General features: G+C 64.2%; 19 protein-coding genes, 2 tRNA genes and 1 pseudogene. 11 read left to right on the top strand and 11 right to left on the bottom strand.

Annotated elements, in window-relative coordinates; translation table 11 throughout:
- Window positions 1-51 precede the first annotated feature (51 nt).
- Window positions 52-375 (top strand): thioredoxin TrxA, encoded by a 324-nt coding sequence (trxA, locus tag IFS44_RS01070; RefSeq protein WP_031393340.1) that lies wholly within the window; start codon window positions 52-54, stop codon window positions 373-375.
- Between the two features lie 60 nt (window positions 376-435).
- Here trxA and argJ read toward each other — a convergent pair whose 3' ends face one another.
- A complete protein-coding gene (gene argJ / locus IFS44_RS01065; protein WP_192097148.1) occupies window positions 436-1656 on the bottom strand; it encodes a bifunctional glutamate N-acetyltransferase/amino-acid acetyltransferase ArgJ in 1221 nt (406 codons plus the stop codon).
- 258 nt (window positions 1657-1914) lie between these two features.
- Between argJ and IFS44_RS01060 the strand changes: the two genes are divergently transcribed.
- Window positions 1915-2166 (top strand): hypothetical protein, encoded by a 252-nt coding sequence (locus IFS44_RS01060; protein ID WP_192097147.1) that lies wholly within the window; start codon window positions 1915-1917, stop codon window positions 2164-2166.
- A gap of 97 nt (window positions 2167-2263) precedes the next feature.
- Entirely contained in the window at window positions 2264-5002 is a 2739-nt protein-coding gene (gene secA / locus IFS44_RS01055) for a preprotein translocase subunit SecA (RefSeq protein ID WP_107933656.1), read from the top strand.
- A gap of 139 nt (window positions 5003-5141) precedes the next feature.
- Here the strand turns inward: secA and IFS44_RS01050 are convergent, their stop codons facing one another.
- The 3 genes from IFS44_RS01050 to IFS44_RS01040 form a co-directional block, all read right to left on the bottom strand.
- Window positions 5142-5762, bottom strand: coding sequence for a CC0125/CC1285 family lipoprotein (locus tag IFS44_RS01050; protein ID WP_183937588.1), 621 nt, complete (start codon window positions 5760-5762; stop codon window positions 5142-5144).
- Between the two features lie 154 nt (window positions 5763-5916).
- Window positions 5917-6333 carry a secondary thiamine-phosphate synthase enzyme YjbQ gene (locus tag IFS44_RS01045; RefSeq protein WP_031439041.1) on the bottom strand — a complete coding sequence of 139 codons (417 nt, stop codon included), beginning with the start codon at window positions 6331-6333 and terminating at the stop codon, window positions 5917-5919.
- Between the two features lie 48 nt (window positions 6334-6381).
- Window positions 6382-6675 (bottom strand): hypothetical protein, encoded by a 294-nt coding sequence (locus IFS44_RS01040; protein WP_192097146.1) that lies wholly within the window; start codon window positions 6673-6675, stop codon window positions 6382-6384.
- 243 nt (window positions 6676-6918) lie between these two features.
- Here IFS44_RS01040 and IFS44_RS01035 point away from each other — a divergent pair, with 243 nt between their 5' ends.
- Window positions 6919-7122: a hypothetical protein gene (locus tag IFS44_RS01035; RefSeq protein ID WP_031393347.1), complete on the top strand. Its 204-nt coding sequence runs from the start codon at window positions 6919-6921 to the stop codon at window positions 7120-7122.
- 17 nt (window positions 7123-7139) lie between these two features.
- Here the strand turns inward: IFS44_RS01035 and IFS44_RS01030 are convergent, their stop codons facing one another.
- From IFS44_RS01030 to IFS44_RS22055, 4 genes are all read right to left on the bottom strand, one after another.
- A complete protein-coding gene (locus IFS44_RS01030; RefSeq protein WP_192097144.1) occupies window positions 7140-7403 on the bottom strand; it encodes a hypothetical protein in 264 nt (87 codons plus the stop codon).
- 362 nt (window positions 7404-7765) lie between these two features.
- Window positions 7766-9502, bottom strand: a complete 1737-nt coding sequence (locus IFS44_RS01025; RefSeq protein WP_244649797.1) for a flotillin family protein — start codon at window positions 9500-9502, stop codon at window positions 7766-7768.
- A gap of 26 nt (window positions 9503-9528) precedes the next feature.
- Window positions 9529-10146: an OB-fold-containig protein gene (locus tag IFS44_RS01020; RefSeq protein WP_192097142.1), complete on the bottom strand. Its 618-nt coding sequence runs from the start codon at window positions 10144-10146 to the stop codon at window positions 9529-9531.
- 309 nt (window positions 10147-10455) lie between these two features.
- Window positions 10456-10755, bottom strand: coding sequence for a hypothetical protein (locus IFS44_RS22055; RefSeq protein ID WP_244649795.1), 300 nt, complete (start codon window positions 10753-10755; stop codon window positions 10456-10458).
- On the opposite strand from IFS44_RS22055, the pseudogene IFS44_RS22875 reads away from it, so the two are divergent.
- A pseudogene (locus tag IFS44_RS22875) lies at window positions 10745-11538 on the top strand (DUF4153 domain-containing protein). The gene IFS44_RS22055 and the pseudogene IFS44_RS22875 sit on opposite strands and share 11 nt — an antisense overlap.
- 240 nt (window positions 11539-11778) lie before the next feature.
- Here IFS44_RS22875 and IFS44_RS01010 read toward each other — a convergent pair.
- Window positions 11779-11854: transfer RNA gene (locus IFS44_RS01010), tRNA-Ala, on the bottom strand.
- A 281-nt stretch (window positions 11855-12135) separates the two neighbouring features.
- Here IFS44_RS01010 and IFS44_RS01005 point away from each other — a divergent pair.
- On the top strand, window positions 12136-13137 hold the full coding sequence (locus IFS44_RS01005; RefSeq protein ID WP_192097141.1) for an NADP-dependent oxidoreductase: 1002 nt from the start codon (window positions 12136-12138) through the stop codon (window positions 13135-13137).
- 41 nt (window positions 13138-13178) lie between these two features.
- On the opposite strand, the gene ypfJ is transcribed toward IFS44_RS01005, so the two are convergent.
- Window positions 13179-14114: a KPN_02809 family neutral zinc metallopeptidase gene (gene ypfJ, locus IFS44_RS01000; protein WP_037528455.1), complete on the bottom strand. Its 936-nt coding sequence runs from the start codon at window positions 14112-14114 to the stop codon at window positions 13179-13181.
- Between the two features lie 169 nt (window positions 14115-14283).
- On the opposite strand from ypfJ, the gene IFS44_RS00995 reads away from it, so the two are divergent.
- Together IFS44_RS00995 and IFS44_RS00990 are read left to right on the top strand one after the other, a co-directional pair.
- Window positions 14284-15069 (top strand): 3-hydroxybutyrate dehydrogenase, encoded by a 786-nt coding sequence (locus IFS44_RS00995; RefSeq protein ID WP_192097491.1) that lies wholly within the window; start codon window positions 14284-14286, stop codon window positions 15067-15069.
- The gene (locus IFS44_RS00990; RefSeq protein ID WP_192097139.1) at window positions 15066-15770 is read left to right on the top strand and encodes a DUF4893 domain-containing protein; all 705 of its coding nucleotides are present in this window, start codon (window positions 15066-15068) and stop codon (window positions 15768-15770) included. Before IFS44_RS00995 ends, IFS44_RS00990 begins: the two co-directional genes overlap by 4 nt.
- Window positions 15771-15807: 37 nt before the next feature.
- Here the strand turns inward: IFS44_RS00990 and IFS44_RS00985 are convergent.
- Window positions 15808-15884 (bottom strand) — tRNA-Pro (locus IFS44_RS00985).
- A gap of 274 nt (window positions 15885-16158) precedes the next feature.
- Here IFS44_RS00985 and IFS44_RS00980 point away from each other — a divergent pair.
- The 3 genes from IFS44_RS00980 to IFS44_RS00970 all read left to right on the top strand — a co-directional run bounded on the left by IFS44_RS00980 (window position 16159) and on the right by IFS44_RS00970 (window position 19511).
- Entirely contained in the window at window positions 16159-17145 is a 987-nt protein-coding gene (locus IFS44_RS00980; RefSeq protein WP_244649794.1) for a lytic murein transglycosylase, read from the top strand.
- A gap of 166 nt (window positions 17146-17311) precedes the next feature.
- The gene (locus IFS44_RS00975; RefSeq protein ID WP_192097490.1) at window positions 17312-18481 is read left to right on the top strand and encodes a D-alanyl-D-alanine carboxypeptidase family protein; all 1170 of its coding nucleotides are present in this window, start codon (window positions 17312-17314) and stop codon (window positions 18479-18481) included.
- A gap of 52 nt (window positions 18482-18533) precedes the next feature.
- Entirely contained in the window at window positions 18534-19511 is a 978-nt protein-coding gene (locus IFS44_RS00970) for an AAA family ATPase (RefSeq protein ID WP_192097136.1), read from the top strand.
- Window positions 19512-19538: the final 27 nt, after the last annotated feature.

Raw genomic sequence — 19538 nt, 5'->3', positions numbered from 1 at the left:
AGACGCGTGCAGCCGAACCCTAGATTACGGTATAACGAAGGAGATATTTCAGTGGCGACCAAGCAGATCACCGATGCGAGCTTCAATGCCGACGTGCTGAACGCCGACGGCCCCGTGCTCGTCGATTTCTGGGCCGAGTGGTGCGGGCCGTGCAAGATGATCGGGCCGAGCCTCGAGGAGCTGTCCGAGGAACTGGGCGAGAAGGTGACAATCGCCAAGCTCAACATCGATGAGAACCCCGATGCGCCGGGTCAGTATGGCGTGCGCGGAATCCCGACGATGATCCTGTTCAAGGGCGGCGCCCCGGCAGCAACCAAGGTTGGTGCGGCACCCAAGGGTCAGCTCAAGGCGTGGCTTGAGGGCGAACTCGCGTAAGACGATACGCTGCTGCGACCGTTACCCCAGCTTTCGCTGAGGTGACGGTTCGTAGTGAGCTCAGCTTCGATAGTCGGCATTGATCGAGATATAGCCGTGCGTCAGGTCGCAGGTCCACACCGTGGCCGCACCGTCACCCAGCGCTAGATCGACGCCGATCTCGATGTCCTGCCCCTTCAGATGATCCGCAACGGGCGCCTCGTCATAGCCGCTGAGCGCCAGCCCGCCCTCAGCCACTTGCGTGTTGCCGAACCGGATCGACAATGTGTCGCGGTCGGCAGGCTCTCCTGCCTTGCCAACGGCCATAACGACACGACCCCAATTGGCGTCCTCGCCAGCGACCGCCGTCTTGACCAGAGGCGAGTTGGCGATGCTCATAGCAACTCGGTGTGCGCTGCGGTCGCTCTCTGCGCCGGTCACCTGGATCTCGATCAGCTTCTGCGCCCCTTCGCCGTCGCGGACGACCAGCAGGGCAAGCTGATGGCATAGATCGGCCAGTGCCGCGCGGAACGCGTCCGCGCCGATGCTGTCGTCGTCGCTGAGCGGGGCGTTGCCGGCCTTCCCCGTTGCGAATGCGAGCACCGTGTCGCTGGTCGAAGTGTCGCTGTCGACGGTGATGCACGAGAAGCTCGGCGCATTGGCCTTGGACAGTGCGGCCTGGAGAAACGCGGGCTCGACCGCGGCATCGGTAAAGATGAAGCCAAGCATCGTCGCCATGTCCGGCGCGATCATACCCGAGCCCTTGATGATGCCGACCAGCGTCACGGTCTGATCGCCGATCACCGCGGTCGTCACCGCGCCCTTGGTAAAGGTATCGGTGGTCATGATCGTCGCGGCGGCGTCCTCCCAACCGCACGGTGCGGCCGCGAACGCGGCGTCGAGCCCGGCTTCGGCCTTGTCGATCGGCAACGGTACGCCGATCACGCCGGTTGAGGCGACGAACACGTCCGAGGGCTGGCAGCCGAGGTGCGCTGCTGTCCGTGCGGCGATCGCCTCGACTGCGGCGCGGCCACGCGCACCAGTAAACGCGTTCGAATTGCCCGCATTGACGACCAGCGCACGTGCCTGGCCGAGCGTCAGCGCCGCACGGCACCACTCGACCTCGGGCGACGGACATTTGCTCTGCGTAAGGACGCCCGCAACGACCGTTCCCGGATCGAGCGTCACGAACGTCAGGTCGCACCGGTCCCAGGCCTTGTAGCCGGCACGCGCGACATGAGGCACGACCCCGTCGATCAAAGGGGCGGCGGGGAAGGGCAAGGCGAGCGGCGAGATCTGCATCCGGCCTTCATAGTCGCTGCGGTCCGGCCCGCAAGATCGCGGGTTGCGTCTGACAGACGCCCGTCGACCGGTGTCCCGTGCGGTTGGGGGCTATCGCATGACATCTGCGCGCGTCGACGGTCGACGAGCGTCCGTCAGGGTCGTCGTTCCTACGCACGACGCCGTCCCCTTACGGATCGAACGTCCGCGCGTTCGCCGGGTGCTTCCGTCCGACGAATGGTAGATTTTACACGCAAGCTCGCATACAGCCGGTCCCGCATGAATCTGCTGCTCCTCCTTTCTGCCCTCCTGTCCGCGCTGACCGGCGCGGTGCCGGGTGTGCGTGGGCAGTCCGCACAGGCGGTGGCGCAGGGCAGCATTTGCGCGCAGACCGCGGCGGTGGCGGTGGCAAAGGTCGCGGTACGACCGGTCGCCGCGCTTGCCTCGCTCGACGACGTTGCCACCTCGGCGACGCTGCCCGTCGTCGCGATCATCACGGCTCCTATCTGGATGGACCGTCGGCGCGAATAGCGTCGCGCGCCTGATCTCTCGGCCTGCGGGCCACTCCTCCTCTTTGCGCGTGCGTGCCCCCGCGTGCCGTCGCGCCCTATAATCAGGAAATCAGCCCATGTTCGGTGGCTTTGCCAAATCGCTGTTCGGGTCGTCCAACGACCGCTACGTCAAGTCGCTCAACCCGATCCTCGCGAAGATCGCATCGTTCGAGCCTTCGCTCGTCGCGATGTCGGACGAGGAATTGTCCGGGCAGACCGCGAAGTTCCGTGCCCGACTCGCTAACGGCGAGAAGCTCGACGACTTGCTTCCAGAGGCATTTGCCACGGTGCGCGAGGCGGCCAAGCGCGTACTTGGCCAGCGGCATTACGACGTGCAGATGGTCGGCGGCATCGTCCTTCACCGCGGCGAGATCGCCGAGATGCGTACCGGCGAGGGCAAGACGCTCGTCGCGACGCTCGCGACCTATCTGAACGCGCTGCCGGGCGACGGCGTCCACGTCGTCACGGTCAACGACTATCTCGCGGCACGTGACGCGGAGTGGATGGGGCAGGTCTATACCTTCCTCGGCATGACGATCGGCGTGATCGTGCCAAACCTATCGGACGAGGAGCGTCGCGCCGCCTATGCCGCCGACATCACCTACGGCACGAACAACGAGTTCGGCTTCGACTATCTGCGCGACAACATGAAGTATGAGCGCAGTTCGATGGTACAGCGCCGCTTCAACTTCGCGGTGGTCGACGAGGTCGATTCGGTCCTAATCGATGAGGCGCGGACGCCGCTGATCATCTCGGGGCCGACCGACGACAAGTCCGAGCTGTATATCCAGGTCGATGCGGTCGTGAAGCAGCTCGTCCCCGGTGACTATGACAAGGACGAGAAGCAGAAGACGATCATCCTCACCGAGGACGGCACCGAGAAGGTCGAGCGGATGCTCGAGGCCGCGGGGCTGCTCGAAGGCGCCAACCTGTACGATTTCGAGAACACACAGGTCGTCCATCACCTCAACCAGGCGCTGCGCGCGATCGTGATGTTCAAGTCGGACATCGATTACATCGTCAAGGACGGCAAGGTCATCATCATCGATGAGTTCACCGGTCGCATGATGGACGGCCGGCGCTGGTCGGACGGCCTTCACCAGGCGGTCGAGGCCAAGGAAGGCGTCCAGATCGAGCCCGAGAACCAGACGATGGCCTCGATCACGTTCCAGAACTATTTCCGCATGTACCCCAAGATCGGCGGCATGACCGGTACGGCTGCGACCGAGGCGGCCGAGTTCTACGACATCTACAAGATCAACGTCGTCAGCATCCCGACCAACGTCACGGTCAAGCGCGTCGACGAGGAAGACGAATTCTACAAGGACACCAAGGACAAGTTCGCGGCGATCGCCAAGAAGATCAAGCATCACGCCGATCTCGGCCAGCCCGTGCTCGTCGGCACGGTATCGATCGAGAAGTCCGAGCTGCTGAGCGAGTTCCTCGTCGGCGAGGCGGTCGAGCACAAGGTGCTGAACGCGCGCTTCCATGAGATGGAGGCGCACATCGTTGCGCAGGCCGGACGCAAGTCCGCCGTGACGATCGCGACTAACATGGCGGGCCGCGGCACCGACATCAAACTCGGTGGCAATCTCGAATTCCGCATGCTCGACGAGCATCCCGATCTGGTCGAGGGCACGCCCGAATATGCCGCCGAGGCGGCGCGGATCGAGACCGAGATCGAGGCCGAGAAGCAGGCAGTGCTCGCCGCGGGCGGCCTGTTCGTGCTCGGTACCGAGCGTCACGAGAGCCGGCGCATCGACAACCAGCTGCGCGGGCGCTCGGGTCGTCAGGGCGATCCCGGCCTGTCGCGCTTCTACCTGAGCCTCGACGACGATCTGCTGCGGATCTTCGGGCCGGACACGCTGTTCGCCAAGATGATGCGCAACAATATCGAGGACGGCGAGGCGATCGGGAGCAAGTGGCTGTCGAAGGCGATCGAGACCGCGCAGAAGAAGGTCGAGGCGCGTAACTACGACATCCGCAAGCAGGTCGTCGAATATGACGACGTGATGAACGAGCAGCGCAAGGTCATCTACGAACAGCGTGCGGACATCATGGATGCCGATACCGTCGGCGACGTGGTGACGGACATGCGTGCGGAGACGGTCAACGTCATCGTTGGCGAAGCCTGCCCGCCCAATTCCTATCCGGAACAGTGGGACATTGCAGGGATGAAGACGCGGCTTGCCGAGGTGCTCAACCTCGAGCCGCAGATCGAGGCGTGGCTGCTCGAAGAGGCGATCGATCCCGAGATCGTCGAGGAACGCATCCGTGCAATGGCGGACGAGGCGATCGCGACGAAATCCGCAGACCTCGACACCGAGACGTGGACGTCGGTCGAGAAGTCGATTCTGCTGCAGAATCTCGACCATCACTGGAAGGAGCATCTGGCGACGCTCGACGCGCTGCGCCAGGTCGTCCATCTGCGCGCCTATGCGCAGAAGACGCCGATCAACGAGTATAAGCAGGAGGCGTTCTCGCTATTCCAGCGGATGCTCGAGACGATCCGCGAGGACGTGACCAAGACGATCGCCCACGCGCAGTTCCAGATCCAGGCGCCGGTCGGCCTGCCCGAGCTGCCCGATTTCATCACGACGCATTTCGACCCGTTCACCGGCGAAAATGACAGCCTCGACCAGGCGCGGGGCATGTCGGGGCACATCACGTCGCAGCTCCCGCCGATGCAGATCCCGCAGCCCCAGGCCGCGGATATCGGCGAGGATCCGGCGAATTGGGAAGGCGTGGTCAGCCGCAACGCGCCATGCCCATGCGGGTCGGGGCGCAAATACAAGCAGTGCCACGGCGCGGTCTGAACGCTGCTTTGACGGGCCGGCCGTTTAGCGGCTGCGCCCGGTTGGCAGCATAGCAGGCAATAAAAAGCCGGGCCGTCCCACATGGACGGTCCGGCTTTTGCTTGTACGCTTGGTTGCGGCGGTGCGGCCGCGACGCTGCTTACTTTGGCAGGATGACGCTCGGCCCGATATTGTCGACGACCTGCTTTGCATTGAACGCACGGATGTTGTCGCGCGGGATCGGCCCCTTGCGCATCACGATCTCGGCCGTCGCTTCGTAGCGGTCGATCGTGCGGACGTCGAAATCGTTGCCCCATGGGCCGCCGAAACCGCCGCCGCCAAAGCCACCGAAGCCGCCACCGATATAGGGATCCCAGCTCCGCCAGCCGAAGCCGCGGCCGCGATAGCGCCACGACGGGCCCCAATAGCCACCAAAGCCGCCATAACCGAACCCACCGCCGATTCCGGGAGTCGAATAGGTGCGCGACTGAAGATTGGTATCGCGATCCGCCATCAGGAAATAATCATATCCCTGCTGGAGCGTGAGTTCCGCCGCGCGGAAGAAGAGATAGCGTTCGACGGTGTCGCGCGACGTGACGCTGTTTCCCGCGAAGCTGACGAGGAAGCGGTTATCCTCGATCCGGCGATCGCTATAGCCGGTACGGTTGAACCCCTGGCCAGTGGCCGGGCGGTAGGTGGTTTCGGTCGCACAACCCGCGACCAGCAACGTGCTCGTGGCGAGAGCTGCCAGCAGGACCTTGCGACCAGGCATGATGAACATGATTGTCGTCTCCGTTCGCGGCGAATGCGGCGAAACGCCTCACATTAGCCTTCAGTGGCGGAACGGTTGATGAACGGGATTGGTCCACGGGTCTATGACGGTGATTGAATAAACCACCTCGGCGCCGTCATAGGCCGTCGTCCGCGACGCAGGATCATTCCCCGATCAGATGAAGCGCCAGCGAGCGACCATGGGGACGACGGCGATGCTCGAACAAGTAGATTCCCTGCCACGTGCCGAGCGCGAGCGTGGCGTCGATCACTGGGATCGACAATTGTACCTGTGTGAGAGCGGCGCGCAGATGCGCCGGCATGTCGTCGGGCCCTTCGTCGTCGTGCAGATACGAACTTGATTCCGGTGCGATGCGCTCGAAATAAGCCTCGATATCCGTTCGGACCTCGGGCGCGGCGTTTTCCTGGATGAGCAGCGATGCGGAGGTATGGCGACAAAACACCGTCAATAACCCGGACTGCATCGCCTGCGCATCGACCCAGCGCCGGATCGGGGCGGTAATGTCGACTAGCCCCTGCCGGCGGGTATCGATCGTGATCTGGGTCGTGGACTGCCGCATCGCTGCGCTCCTATGTAACTGCCTAGCCGGTCAGGTCCGTGACGGTGCTCAACGCCTGTAGGCACGGCCTTGGTCGCTATCGGCATCCGCCGGGACGTCGCGACCCAAATTGATCTCGTCATAGAGTTTGAGAAGATCGCTGACCTCCGCGATGACGGTTTCCTGCTCGGCGCGCCAGCGTGCCGTCGCGTCGTGCGTCGGTGTGCCGCTTTTGCCATCGTGAAGCGTGAAACCCTGATCGATCAACCAGATGGTATCCGCCGCACGGGCCCGCTGCCGCCGCAGATGGAATACCCATTGTTCGATGACGCCGGAAGGAACGAGTCTGTCGATTTCACCCATGGTCGGCGCCTACCCGACCTGCGTCGTGATTGTACAGCAGACGTTGCAGGTGGTCCCGAATGGCGGAGTCTCGACCCAGGAAACGGGTCTTGTGGAAGGCTGGAAAGTTCCGCCGGTTTTCGCCAAAACGCCTCGATTCAGCACGCTTTCGGGAACCGCTCACGACCAAGCGTGTTGAAAAGGTGGTAAAAAGCGTGTGTATTTTGACTGCATCCTGTCACCGGAACCCGATCAATGCCTGTTATGTCCCACCGACCCGAGCGCGACCAGCCCGCGTTTCACCGCGTCGATCAGTCTCCGCCACGCCTGTCAGACCGCTATGGCGCAGACCGGCTTGACGCCCTTTACCGGCGTGCCGCGGCCGATCGTGACCGGTTTCGCCAGCAGCAGCTGATCGCGATGCAGCCAAGCCTGCTCGAACGACTGCTCGGCAAGTTTCGCCGCTAAAAGGGGTCGACTGATAGCTACGCGTCGACCGGGAAGGTCGTCGCATGGCGCAGTCCCTGAATTTCCGCCCAAGTGATGGGCCGGTCACGACCGACGCATTCGATGATCAATGAGTCGGCATCTTCGGCGGACAGTTCGTCCGCGGCTTTTATCATGTCTTCCAGCGAGCCTGTAGCGAGCTGCTCATCCGCGACCGGCACCGCATCCTCGCCGTTGACAGGGCTTTCGGCAGCCGCGCGTCGGAGCAGTTTTGCCGGCATTTTCCACATTGTCTTGAACACGTTTACGCTCCAGCCCCCTGGCACGACCGCGATGCCGCAGGTTGCGCCAATGGTCTAGACCATCGCCGCATGCCTGCGCCGATCGCAGCATCTCACGCGACGAATCGCACGATCCGTCCGATACGGGCGAGTTTGGCGTTGTCGTTGCGGACTGGGGGCGAACAGCACGTCTATAACGGCACCCGCGGTAGAGCCCAAGGCCGTGCGGTAATGTTGCCAATGGGCCGTCGATCGCGCGCATGGGGCGCAGGGCAGGGGCGGACCCGGTCCTTACACTCAGGGCGTTTCTGGCGAAGATCTGCGTTCCGTCTTCTTCGAAGCGCAGATCGATTTTCAAGGGCTGGGCCTTCGAGTGCCTCCGATCAGGCCGGCGAGTTGCCCGTCCCACCATTAAGTGAAGCGGAATGTTTGTGGGCATCGTTGGAGGAGGCTCGGGCAGGCGCCGCATCCGCGCTGCTCCCGGCGAGCATGCCGTTCAACGAACTGCCGGTCATGCCGAGTTCCGCCATCAGGCCATCGATGAGCGGGCCGCCGACGCGGTAGCGCATAGCGGCTGCGACCGCAGCGTCGGCGAGGTTGCCTTGGCCGCCCCCGGACGCGCCATCGCTGCCACTGTCACCGTGCAGACCCCGCGCATCTAGGATGCTGATCTTGTCGATGTTCTCCATCGGCTTGCTCGCCGCAGCGATGATCGCGGGCAACGCTTCTAGCATTGCGCGGCGGATCAGCAGTGCGGTTTGCGAGTCACTCAGCAAGTTGGTCGCCTCGTTCAACGACGCCTGACCTGCCGCGTCGACCTTGAAGGCCGCCTCGCGGCCTTCCGCGCGCGCCTTCTCTGCATCTGCTTCGGCGGTTGCTTTAGTACGCAGGGCGCTTGCTCGAGCCTCCGCGGCTTCCTTTTCGGCGGTCGCAGCGACGGTGATGCCAACGGCCTCTTCCTGCGCGCGCTGGGTAGCGGCGATCACGGCGACATTCTTGTTTCGGTTGGCGATCTCGGTCGCCTTGGCAGTAGCGACGCTTTCCTCGGCTCGGACGGCCAGCGCGCGTGCCTCGTTGGCGGCAGCTGTGGCGGTCGATTCCTCTTCCGACTTCTGCGCGGTCTGCACCGCTGTTGTGATGCGTGCGATCTCGATCGTCCTGTCGCGCTCGATCGTCGCGGTCTGGATCGCGCCGTCACGCGCAATCGTGGCGGTCTGGATCACCTTGTCGGCTTCGGTCTGCGCGACGGTCTGCGCCTGGCCCGCGGTGATGCGGGCGATCTCGGCGAGGCGCGTCTGCTCGGCTTCGGCGGTGGCGATCGCGGTCGCCTGCTCGGCGCGGCGGGCGGACAGCGTCTGCTCCTGCGTCAGGCGCGCCTGTTCGGCGGCCTGCGCGATCTCGAGCGACTGGTTGTTGGCGTCGAGGTTACGCTGTTCGATCTCGACGCGGTTGGTTGCGACGATGTCGTTGCGGATCTTCTTGCGCTCCTCGATCGTCCGCGTGAGCACGGTCAGCCCCTCGGCGTCGAACGCGTTGTTTTCGTTGAAATGCTCGAACGCGGTCTGGTCGAAGTGCGTGATGCTAACGGACTCGAGCTGGAACCCGTTCATGTCCAGGTCGGTCATCAGCGCCTCCTGCACCTTCTGGATGAAGTCGGCGCGGTTGGCGTGGAGGTGCTCCATCGTCATCGTCGCCGCGACCGAGCGCAGCGCGGACACGAGCTTGCCGTCGAGCAGCGACTTCACCGCGTCGGGGCTGTTGACCGAATCGCCAAGCGTCTGCGCCGCGGCAGCGATCGATTCCGCGTCGGGCTTCACCTTGATGTGGAACAGCCCGACGACATCGACGCGCAGCTTGTCGAGCGTGATCAGCGCGTCCTTGTTGAGGCGCGAGACCTCCAGCTTCACCGTCGTCAGGCGGACCTGCATCAACTCATGAAGCACCGGGATCACCATGATGCCGCCGTTGAGCACGACTTTTTCGCCGCCGAAACCGGTGCGGATCAGCGCAACGTCCTTGGTTGCACGCCGGTAGAGCCGAGTCAGAATGATGCCGATCACGACGAGCGCGAACAGCACGATACCGGCGTAGATAAGGACGTTCAGAAACTGTGCGGGCATGAAACCCTCCCCGGTTATGATTGTGGTCAGATCGACTGCAGGAGCGCGTTGGCGTCGGGCAGCGCGTAGAACAGTTTGCCGTCGCGGCGGACGATCAGGGCGGTCTCGCCGGTGGCGATCACGTCCGCGTCGTCGTGCGGCTCGACCATGATGAAGTGCGCCTGACCATGCTGATCGACAATCTTTGCACGGGCCGGCGATCCCCGGCGGGCGGTGCCTTCGAGGATGGTGCCGCGGCGGCGGAGAAAGTCGTCGGTGGAGATCACGCTGGTTTCGAAGCCGGGCATGATCCGGGCAAGCCCGTTGGCGGCCAGAGTGTTGAGCAGGCTGCCAGCGACCAGCGCACCACCCGAGGCGAGACCCCAGTTCAGTGGGCCGCCGGTCAACGCGGTCGCGCCCTGCTGAATGGCTATCCCGGTGAGCGTGAAGCAGCCGAGTAATGAGGTCAGCCAGATCAGGATCGGCAGTTCGTGACCGAACCCGAGCCAATCGAGCACGCCGCTATCGGTTTCGGCATAAACGTCCGCGTCGAGATCGAGGTGGCCGAGCCCAAGGCCGATCGCTTCGATCAGCCCGATCCCGACCATTATGACGAACGCGATCGCGAACGGCGCGTAAGCGGGCGTCAGGAAGATCGCGAACATAAGCCGTGGCGCTGCTGGGGGCTCTGCTTGTGCATCGGCGAACTGGTAGCGGACAGACGACAACGCTTCGTTACGAAACGCCGGCCGATCCGGATTTTGAACTCCATGTGTCGATGCTCCCCGAAGGGAGGCTAGCCCTGCGCCAAGACATTCGCAACGCGCGCTGAGGACACCGCCCGGGTTTGGATTCATCATCTGCACAGGATCTGCACGACAAGCGAACGGATCGGATGCGGACCTCGCGATCTGACGCTCGCGGGACCGCTGCAAAGCAGAACCTCGACAATCGGGGAGCGCGAAGATGAATCGTCATGGAAGACTGATGGCCAAGATCGGCGCTGTCTTGGCGCTGAGTGTCCTGGCGGAGATACTGATCGACGACGGCAAGGGCGCGGTGGTTGGGGGTTCGCGTTTGCCTGGACTACCGCCCTGTTGCTGACGCGACGGGCGATCTGGAAGGACGGATCGGCGCGATTGACGTTGATTTCCTGCGCCGGATTGGCGGTGGTACTCGTCGACGATCCAAGCCTCCTCGGCTGGGTTCTGTTCTGGACGGCTGTCTCGCTTGCCGCACTCCTGCCGCGGCACCGGTTCGACGATGCGCAACATCTGGGCAAGCCTGCGGCCAAGTCCTTACACGACGGGTCGATCGCGATTCGAAGATCGCTCGATCGGTACGGTGTTCGAGCCAGGCGCGGTGACGCTGATCCTGTCGCTCGTGACGTTCAATACGATCTTCGCGGTTGAGAATGGGCTCGACATTGTGTTCCTGTCGAGCGGCGCGGGAGTGCCCTCGGGCGTGACGATGGCGGACTATGCGCACCGTGGCACGTATTCGTTGATCGTAACGGCAGCGCTCGCCGGCGTATTCGTGTTGTTGGCATTCCGTCCGGGCAGTACAGCCGCGTCGCTTCCGCTGGTGCGGCGGCTGGTGACGGTCTGGCTCGTCCAGAACCTGCTGCTGGTCGCGTCGAGTGCATTGCGAACGCTCGATTATGTCGACGCCTACGGGATGACGGTGCTGCGACTGTCGGCACTTCATGGATGGGACTCGTGGCCACGGGCCTGGCGCTGATCGGCTGGCGATTGCTTGTCGATAGGTCGGCGGCGTGCCTGATCAACGCCAATGCGCTGGCGGCTGTGACTGCGTTGGTGACGGCGAGCGTTGTGGATCTTGGCGCGGTCGCGGCGGCTTGGAATGTTCGCACAGCGCTCAAAATGGGTAAGACGGGGCCGCCGCTCGACCTCTGCTATGTGGGGCGGCTGGGGCCATCGTCGCTCGTCCAACTGGAAACGCTGGAGCAGCATGCACGCGAGCCGCGGCTGCGCGATCGTCTGACGTATCTGCGGTGGGAACGTCAGACCGAAACGGCAGATGCGCAGGCCGATTGACGTCTGTGGACCCCGCGCAACGCGCGACTGCTTGCGACCGTCCGCGGGATGTTCGGCACCAAGGCGCCGCGTTTGCGGTCTGCACCGGACGGACGGCGCTGTGACGGGCTGATTCTGCCGCCGCCCAGGATAGAGATTCTATCAGCGGCGCCGTCCGCTCCGGCACCGAACACGTTAGCGCCGGACACGCCCTCACTTGCCGCTTTATCAAAGACGGTGACAGTATTGAATAGGTTGCGCTGGTGGAGCCGAGGGGAATCGAACCCCTGACCTCTGCAGTGCGATTGCAGCGCTCTCCCATCTGAGCTACGGCCCCGCGCGGTCCGGCGACGCCGGATCTTGCGATATTAGCGATGGCGCCGCCGGCTTGCAATCCACCGCCGCGCTCTCCCCCTCATGTTTTGGACACGGGACATTCATCGCGAACGCGGCTCGCACGGGCGCACCCGGCAACGGCCGGCGGAACTTCGATCAGGGCGCGGGCGATTGACGGGTAGGCTCGCTGTAGACGGGCACGTCATGTGTGCTCTGCCGCTTGGCGGGGGATCCGTTCTGCGCCATACCCGAGTCATGAAACCTCAACGACAGGAGTCAAGAATGTCCCGTGCATGGAGCCTGAAGACGCGTCCACAAGGCATGCCAAAGCATACCGACTTTGAGATGATCGACGTTTCACAGTCCGAACTGGCCGACGGCGAAGTGCGCATCGCCAACCGCTGGCTCTCGGTCGATCCCTATATGCGCGGTCGCATGAACGACGTGAAAAGCTACACCCCGCCGTTCGAGCTGGGCAAGCCGATGCAGGGCGGTGCGATCGGCGAAGTCGTGGAAAGCCGGGCCGAGGGTCTCAAGGCAGGTGATCTCGTCCAGCATATGGCGGGGTGGCGCGACGAAGCGACGCTGCCCGCAAACCAGGTCCAGAAGCTGCCGGATCTGGCGGTCGATCCACAGGCATTTCTGGGGCAGCTCGGCATGCCGGGCATGACCGCCTATTTCGGTTTGCTCGAGGTTGCCGCTGCCAAGTCCGGCGATACCGTCTTCGTTTCGGCCGCGGCGGGCGCGGTGGGCTCGACCGTCGTTCAGGTCGCCAAGGCCAAGGGCATGACGGTGATCGGCTCGGCAGGCGGCGCGGACAAATGCGCCTGGGTCAAGTCGCTCGGCGCTGATGCCGTGATCGACTACAAGTCCGGTACGCCGGTCGTGAAAGCTCTAGGCGAAGCTGTGGCCGCGCTCGGGTCGGGCGGCATTGACGTGTATTTTGATAATGTCGGCGGCGAACATCTCGATGCGGCATTGGCGCACGCCAAGCTGCACGCCCGGTTCGCGATCTGTGGCATGATCGACGTCTACAATAGCGGCGCGGCGACTGAACTGCGCTATCTCGCAAGGCTGATCGGTAACCGTATCCAGATCCGCGGCTTCATCGTCAGCGATTTCATGGATCGGGCTGCGGAATTCTACACGGACATGGGCGCCCTGCTGAAGGCGGGCACGTTGCAGCGGCAGGAAACCGTGCATGATGGCCTCGACGCGATGCCCGACGCGTTCCTTGGGCTGTTTTCTGGTGGAAATACCGGAAAGATGCTCGTCAAGCTCTGAGCATTTAGCCCCCTCCCGGCAGTGCGGGAGGGGGCAGTTAATCAGATCGCGCCGGAGAAGGTGTCGCACACCTTCGGGTCTCCGCTGTCGAGACCACGACGAAGCCAGGTCTGACGCTGCGCCGAGGTGCCGTGCGTGAAGCTGTCCGGCACAACCCGGCCCTGAGCCTGCTTCTGAAGCGTGTCGTCGCCGATCGCCTGCGCAGCGGTCATGCCCTCCTCGATGTCACCAGGCTCGAGACGGTCGCGATTGGCAGCCGCCCAGACACCGGCGAAACAATCAGCTTGCAGCTCCAGGCGAACGGACAGCGCATTGCCCTCGCTCGATCCGGCGCGCTGCTGCGCGCGTGAAACCTGGCTCGACGTGCCGACCAGATTCTGGATGTGGTGGCCAAATTCATGCGCGATGACATAGTCCTGCGCAAAGTCGCCGCGCGCGCCGAACCGGTTGGCCAGCTCGTCGAAGAAGCTGGTGTCCAAGAAGATTCCGTTGTCGGTCGGGCAGTAGAAGGGGCCCATTGCCGCCTGTGCTGCGCCGCAGCCCGAACGGCCATTGTCGTCGAAGAAGCTGAGCTTGGGCGCCTGGAACTGTTCGCCGTTTTTCGCGAAGATCGCGGCCCAGGTCTTTTGCGCCGAACTGAAGGCGTTGCACGCGGCGCGTCGCTCGGGGTTCAGCGTGCAGATCGACTGCGCGTTGGTGCCGGAACCCTGTTCGCCGCCGCGGCCGGCCCCACCTTGCGCTATCTGCCCGGAGGGTGCGCTGGGCGCCGAGCCGCCACCCAGCATGCCACCGATATTGCCGAGGCCGCCGAACAGCGCCATCACGATCAACACGACGACGATGCCGCCGCACCCGAAACGGCTGCCGATCAGCGGCAGTAGGCCGAACAGAAGGCCGCCGCCTCCGCCGCCGCCCGAACCGCCGCCGCGGCCCTGATCCTCGACGTTGATGTTGGGGTCGAAATCATCGAGCCGCATGGTCTTAAGACTTTCATTCTGGAGTAGTAACGAAATGCATGGGACGATGCGGAGTTGCATCCGATTGGCTTGCCGGGTCTAATCGTATTCTGCCGACCTTTGGAAGGCATGACAAAGCGTTGTACGGCAGGCGGGGCGTTCTGGCCGCGTCAAAATGGGGGACGAGACAATGTTTCTGGCGGGCAGGACGGCGGTCATCACCGGATCCACATCGGGGATCGGTCTTGCCTATGCGCGGGCCTTTGCGGGGGAGGGGGCCTGTGTCGTTCTCAACGGCTTTGGTGACGCCGCGACGATCGAGGCGGAGCGTGCGGCGCTGAGTACGATCAGCGGCGCGACTGCGCTTTACGATGCCGCCGACATGACCCGCCCCGACGAGATCGCCGCACTGGTCGAGCGCGCGGTCGCGGAAACGGGGAATTGCGATATCGTCGTCAACAATGCGGGCATCCAGCATGTCGCGGGGATTGCGGATTTTCCCGTCGCGACCTTCGATAGGATCATCGCGATCAACATGGCGTCGGCCTGGCATATGATGCGGGCGGCGATTCCGCATATGCGGCGCCGAGGCTGGGGCCGGATCATCTCGACCGCGTCGGCGCATTCGCTGGTCGCTAGCCCGAACAAGTCGGCCTATGTCATGGCCAAGCATGCCATCGCCGGACTGACCAAGACGATCGCACTCGAAACCGCGACCGATAACATCACGGTCAACTGTATCTCGCCAGGCTATGTCTGGACGCCGCTGGTCGAGGATCAGATTCCGGACACGATGGCGGCACGCGGGATGACCCGCGAGCAGGTCGTCAACGACATTCTGCTCGCCGCGCAGCCGACCAAGGCCTTCGTCACGCCGGAGCAGGTCGCAGCGCTCGCACTCTTCCTGTGCCGCGACGAGGCTAGCGCGATGACCGGCGCAAATCTGTCGATGGACGGCGGTTGGACGGCAGCATGACAGGTGTCGGCGGTACCCGTGCCGACGCGCGACGCGCGATCGGGGCGTTGGCGACATGCGTCTTGCTCGTCGCCTGCGGGGGCGGAAAACGGATCGCCAGCGCGCCGTCCCCCGAAGTCGAGCGAACCGATCCCACCGGACGAGGGGCAGGATGGCGCACGGCAGCGACGGTTGCCGACCGCGCAAGGCTGCGCGACTGGCGCGATGCGTGGATGGATGCGCTTGCGCAGATCCCGCAGCGTGAGATTGCCGCGGATCCTCAATTGTTCGATCCGGACCGGGCACTCCCCGATCCGTTGCCACCGATCGGCACCTATCGATGTCGCACGATCAAGCTCGGGGCGCCTGGAGCGGGCGCGTCACGCTTCATTGCCTATGGCTGGTTCTCGTGCCGCATCGAACAGCCTGCACGCACGGGGGGAGACGGGGAACTGGCGTTCAAGCGGCTGGGGGGATCGCAACGTCCGTCCGGGACGCTATACCGCGAATCGCGGGCAGATTCGGCTCCGCGACCGCGTGCGATCTTCCTCGGCAGCATGGCGTTGGGCGACGAACAGCGTCCAATGCGCTACGGCACGGACGCAAATCGCGACCTGGCGGGTGTGATGGAGCGCATCGGTGACCGGCGCTGGCGGCTGATACTGCCGCATCCACGCTTCGAATCCCTGCTCGACATCGTCGACATCATACCGATGGAATAATCCCGGACTATCGGGTTTGTCGCGATCAAACGCAACATGGTCGGGGAGACAGGATTCGAACCTGCGACCCCCTGGTCCCAAACCAGGTGCGCTACCAGCCTGCGCCACTCCCCGACGCCGCAGCCCTTAGCGGGTGCGGTTGACGAAAGGCAAGCAGCTTCGTGTCGGCGGGCAGGGAAAGTCGTCACTGAAGGACGGGGCCAGCACTCGAACGATAGCCTTGGCGGGGGAGGGAAGCATCGCGGCGGGCGGTCCACGCGTCGGTGCGAGCCGTGCTTGCGTCAGGGCGAGGTTCCGATGCGGACGCCCCTATGGCAGAGCGGTCGGCATGTGGGCAAAATCTATCCTATCGAGTGCGTTGCGACGTGGCGCTTTGACCATCGCGGCGATGACCGCGGTCACCACCCCCGCATGTGCGCAGGACGAGGCGGGGTTTCAGGCCTATCGCGCCCAGCTTCGCACGCAGGCGCTTGAGGCCGGAGTCACGGCGCGTACGGTGGACTCCGTCTTTCCCACGTTGACGCTGAACGAGCGTGTCATCGCGCTCGATCGTGCACAGCCGGGCGGCGGCACGAGCAGCGCCATTCCGGCCTTCGCGCCGTACAAGGCCCAGCATGTCGACGCGGCGCGGATCGGACGCGGTCGGGAAACCTATCGGGCGCAGCGGGGCAGGCTGCAGCGTATCGAGCGCGAAACAGGTGTGCCCGAATCGATCATGGTCGCGATCTGGGGGCATGAGACCAATTATGGCAGCTATACCGGAAACTTCGACATTCTGCGGTCGCTCGCGAGCCTCGCCTATGAGGGGCGTCGGCGATCGCTGTTCGCGGGTGAGTTCATTGCCGGGCTGAAGATCGTCGACCGGGGCATCTCGCGAGAACAGCTCAAGGGCAGTTGGGCAGGCGCGATGGGCAATCCACAGTTTCTGCCGTCCATCTATCTACGACTGGCCCGTGACGGGGATGGTGACGGCCGCGCGGATATCTGGAACAGTCCGGCCGATACGCTGGCGTCGATCGGCAATTATTTCACCAATGCCGGCTGGCGCAGTGGCCAACCCTGGGGCGTCGCGGTCTCCGTGCCACAGGGATTCGATCGGTCGCAGGTACGCAATCGGCTTGTATCGCCGCGGTGCCCGCGCGTGTTCGAACGGCACAGCGGGTGGCGAACGATCGCGGAGTGGCGGGGTCTGGGGGTGATGACGCAAGGCGCCTCGTGGCCGGCAGACCATGTCATGGCGACGCTGCTCGAACCCGACGGTCCAGGCGCCACGGCGTATCTGCTTACGAGCAATTACCGGGTGATCCTCGACTATAATTGCTCGAATTTTTATGCGCTGTCAGTGGGACTGCTGGCGGATGCAGTCGAGCGCTAACCGGCGTGCCCGATAGACTCAAAGCCAGGCGTGACGCGGTTGCCAAGCGCGGCTATGACTTCGATAAGGTCCCGGCGGCGCCGCGAGCCTGCCTCCCATCGTGTTCCTCTTTGACGTAACGGATATCATGACGAAGCTGCCCATGAACACGCTGCCCTTTACTCAAATGGTCCGGCGCCGCATCGCCGTCGCCCCGCTGGCAATGATCGCGCTGGCGACGCCGTCTATCGCCGCTGCGCCACAGTTCCAGACCAGCGCACCGATCGCCTATATGGAAGATCTGTCGTCGGGCGCGGTCCTGTTCGCACGCGATGCCGATCGCCGTATGCCGCCGGCGTCGATGGCAAAGATGATGACGGTCTATGTTGCGTTCGACATGCTCAAAAAGGGCGAACTGAAGCTCGATCACATGGTCACCGTTCGGCCGGAGACCTGGGCAAAATGGCACGGTCCGTCAGCGGGTTCGACGATGTTCCTGTCGGCGAACGAGAGCGTCAGCGTGGCCAATCTGCTGTATGGCATCGTGACATTGTCGGGCAATGACGCCTGCGTCGTTCTTGCGGAATCGATCTCGGGTTCGGAGCCCGCCTTTACCGAGCGCATGAACCGCGTCGCGGCACAGCTCGGCCTCAAGGACAGTCATTTCGGCACCTCGAACGGGTGGCCCGATAACGGCGTGACCTATGTCACGGCGCATGATCTGGCCAAGCTGGCATCGGCGACGATCACCAACCATCCCCAGCTCTACAAGCAATTCTATGCAAAGCGCGATTTCACCTGGGGCAAGACCATGGGCGGCAGCGCGATTACGCAGGCCAATCGCGATCCGCTGCTCGGCCGCGTCGCGGGCGCCGATGGCTTGAAGACCGGACATACCGAGGAAGCCGGATACGGATTCACCGGGTCGGCCGAGCAGAATGGTCGCCGTCTGGTATTGGTCGTCGCCGGCCTGAAGAGCTCGACAGAGCGCGCGAACGAGTCGGTACGGTTCATGGACTGGGGCTTCCGCGCGTGGCAGTCCAAGCCGATCGTCGCGAAGGGTCGAAAGGTCGAGGAGGCCAGCGTGCAGATGGGCGGCTCATCGAGCGTCGGCCTCATCGCGCCCAAGGCGCTGACCGTCACCGTACCGGCGGGGACATCGCCGAACCTGAACGCCAAGGTCGTCTATCAGGGGCCGGTCAAGGCGCCGATCAAGGCGGGCCAGCATATCGCGGATCTCGTCGTGTCGATGCCTGACGGGGTCGAGCAGCGCATGCCGCTGGTCGCGGAAAAGGACGTTGCCGAAGCCGGGTTCTTCGGGCGCGCTTGGTCTGGGCTGACCGGGCTGTTCGGTTGAGGCTTGGCGTGCCGGCGCGCGTGCGCACTGTTCGGGTGAGTCCGTCGCCGGCATGACCGAGATAATCGGCAATGCCGCGGCGCAGTCCGCTTTCGCCGCGGCGATGCACAGCGGCGCGCTTCACCATGCGTGGCTGTTCACCGGCCCGCAGGGCGTTGGCAAGGCAAGCTTCGCACGGCTGGCGGCGATGCGCATGCTAGCCGATGCGCGCGGCGGGTCGACCGAGCCGCGCGGGTTTGCCGTGCCGGCCGGCGACCCCACGCGCGCGCTGATCGAAGCGGGTTCGCACCCCGATTTCCGCCTGCTGACGCGTCTGCCCAAGGATCCTGACAAGCCCGACCAGGATCTGGCGCGCAGTATCACAATCGCGCAGGTCCGTACGCTCCAGCCGCTCTTTGCGACGACGCCATCGATGAGCCCGCGCCGGGTCGTCATGATCGACGCGATCGACGATCTGGAGCGCGGCGGCAGCAACGCGTTGCTCAAGAACCTTGAGGAACCACCCGCCGGCACGATATTCCTCTTGGTCAGCCACGCGCCGGGACGGTTGTTGCCGACGATCCGTTCGCGGTGCCGGGTCTTGCGGTTCGAGGCGCTGACGCCAGACGAGGTTGCAGAGACGCTGCGACAGGCGCAACCGGACCTCAACCACGACGAGATGACCGCGCTGGTGCGTGCGAGTGAGGGAGCGCCGGGCAGGGCGCTGCGTTATGCGGGTCTCGATATTGCAAGTCTCGACGAAGCGATTGCGCGGATCGCCGACGAAGGCGATCGCGATAACGGGCATCGGCTCCGGCTGGCGAAGTCCCTGGCTGGCAAGGCGTCGCAACCCCGGTACGAGGCATTTCTCGATCGCGTGCCGGTGTTCATCGCGCGTGCGGCGCGGGACCGGTCGGGCGTCCGGCTGAAGACCGCCCTCGACGCGCATGCCGCGGCCCGTGACCTGTCGGCCGCCGCCATCGGCCTGTCGCTCGATGCGCAGGCGACCGTCTTCGAGCTGGCGGGAATCCTCGCGACGCTGCGCACCTGACGAGCGGCCGACATGGGCTTCACCTCC

This window comes from Sphingomonas sp. CFBP 13706 (genome assembly GCF_014842355.1).
Lineage (GTDB): Bacteria > Pseudomonadota > Alphaproteobacteria > Sphingomonadales > Sphingomonadaceae > Sphingomonas > Sphingomonas aerolata.
Note: the sequence above shows the minus strand (reverse complement) of the source record. Positions and strands in the feature narration are given on the sequence as shown.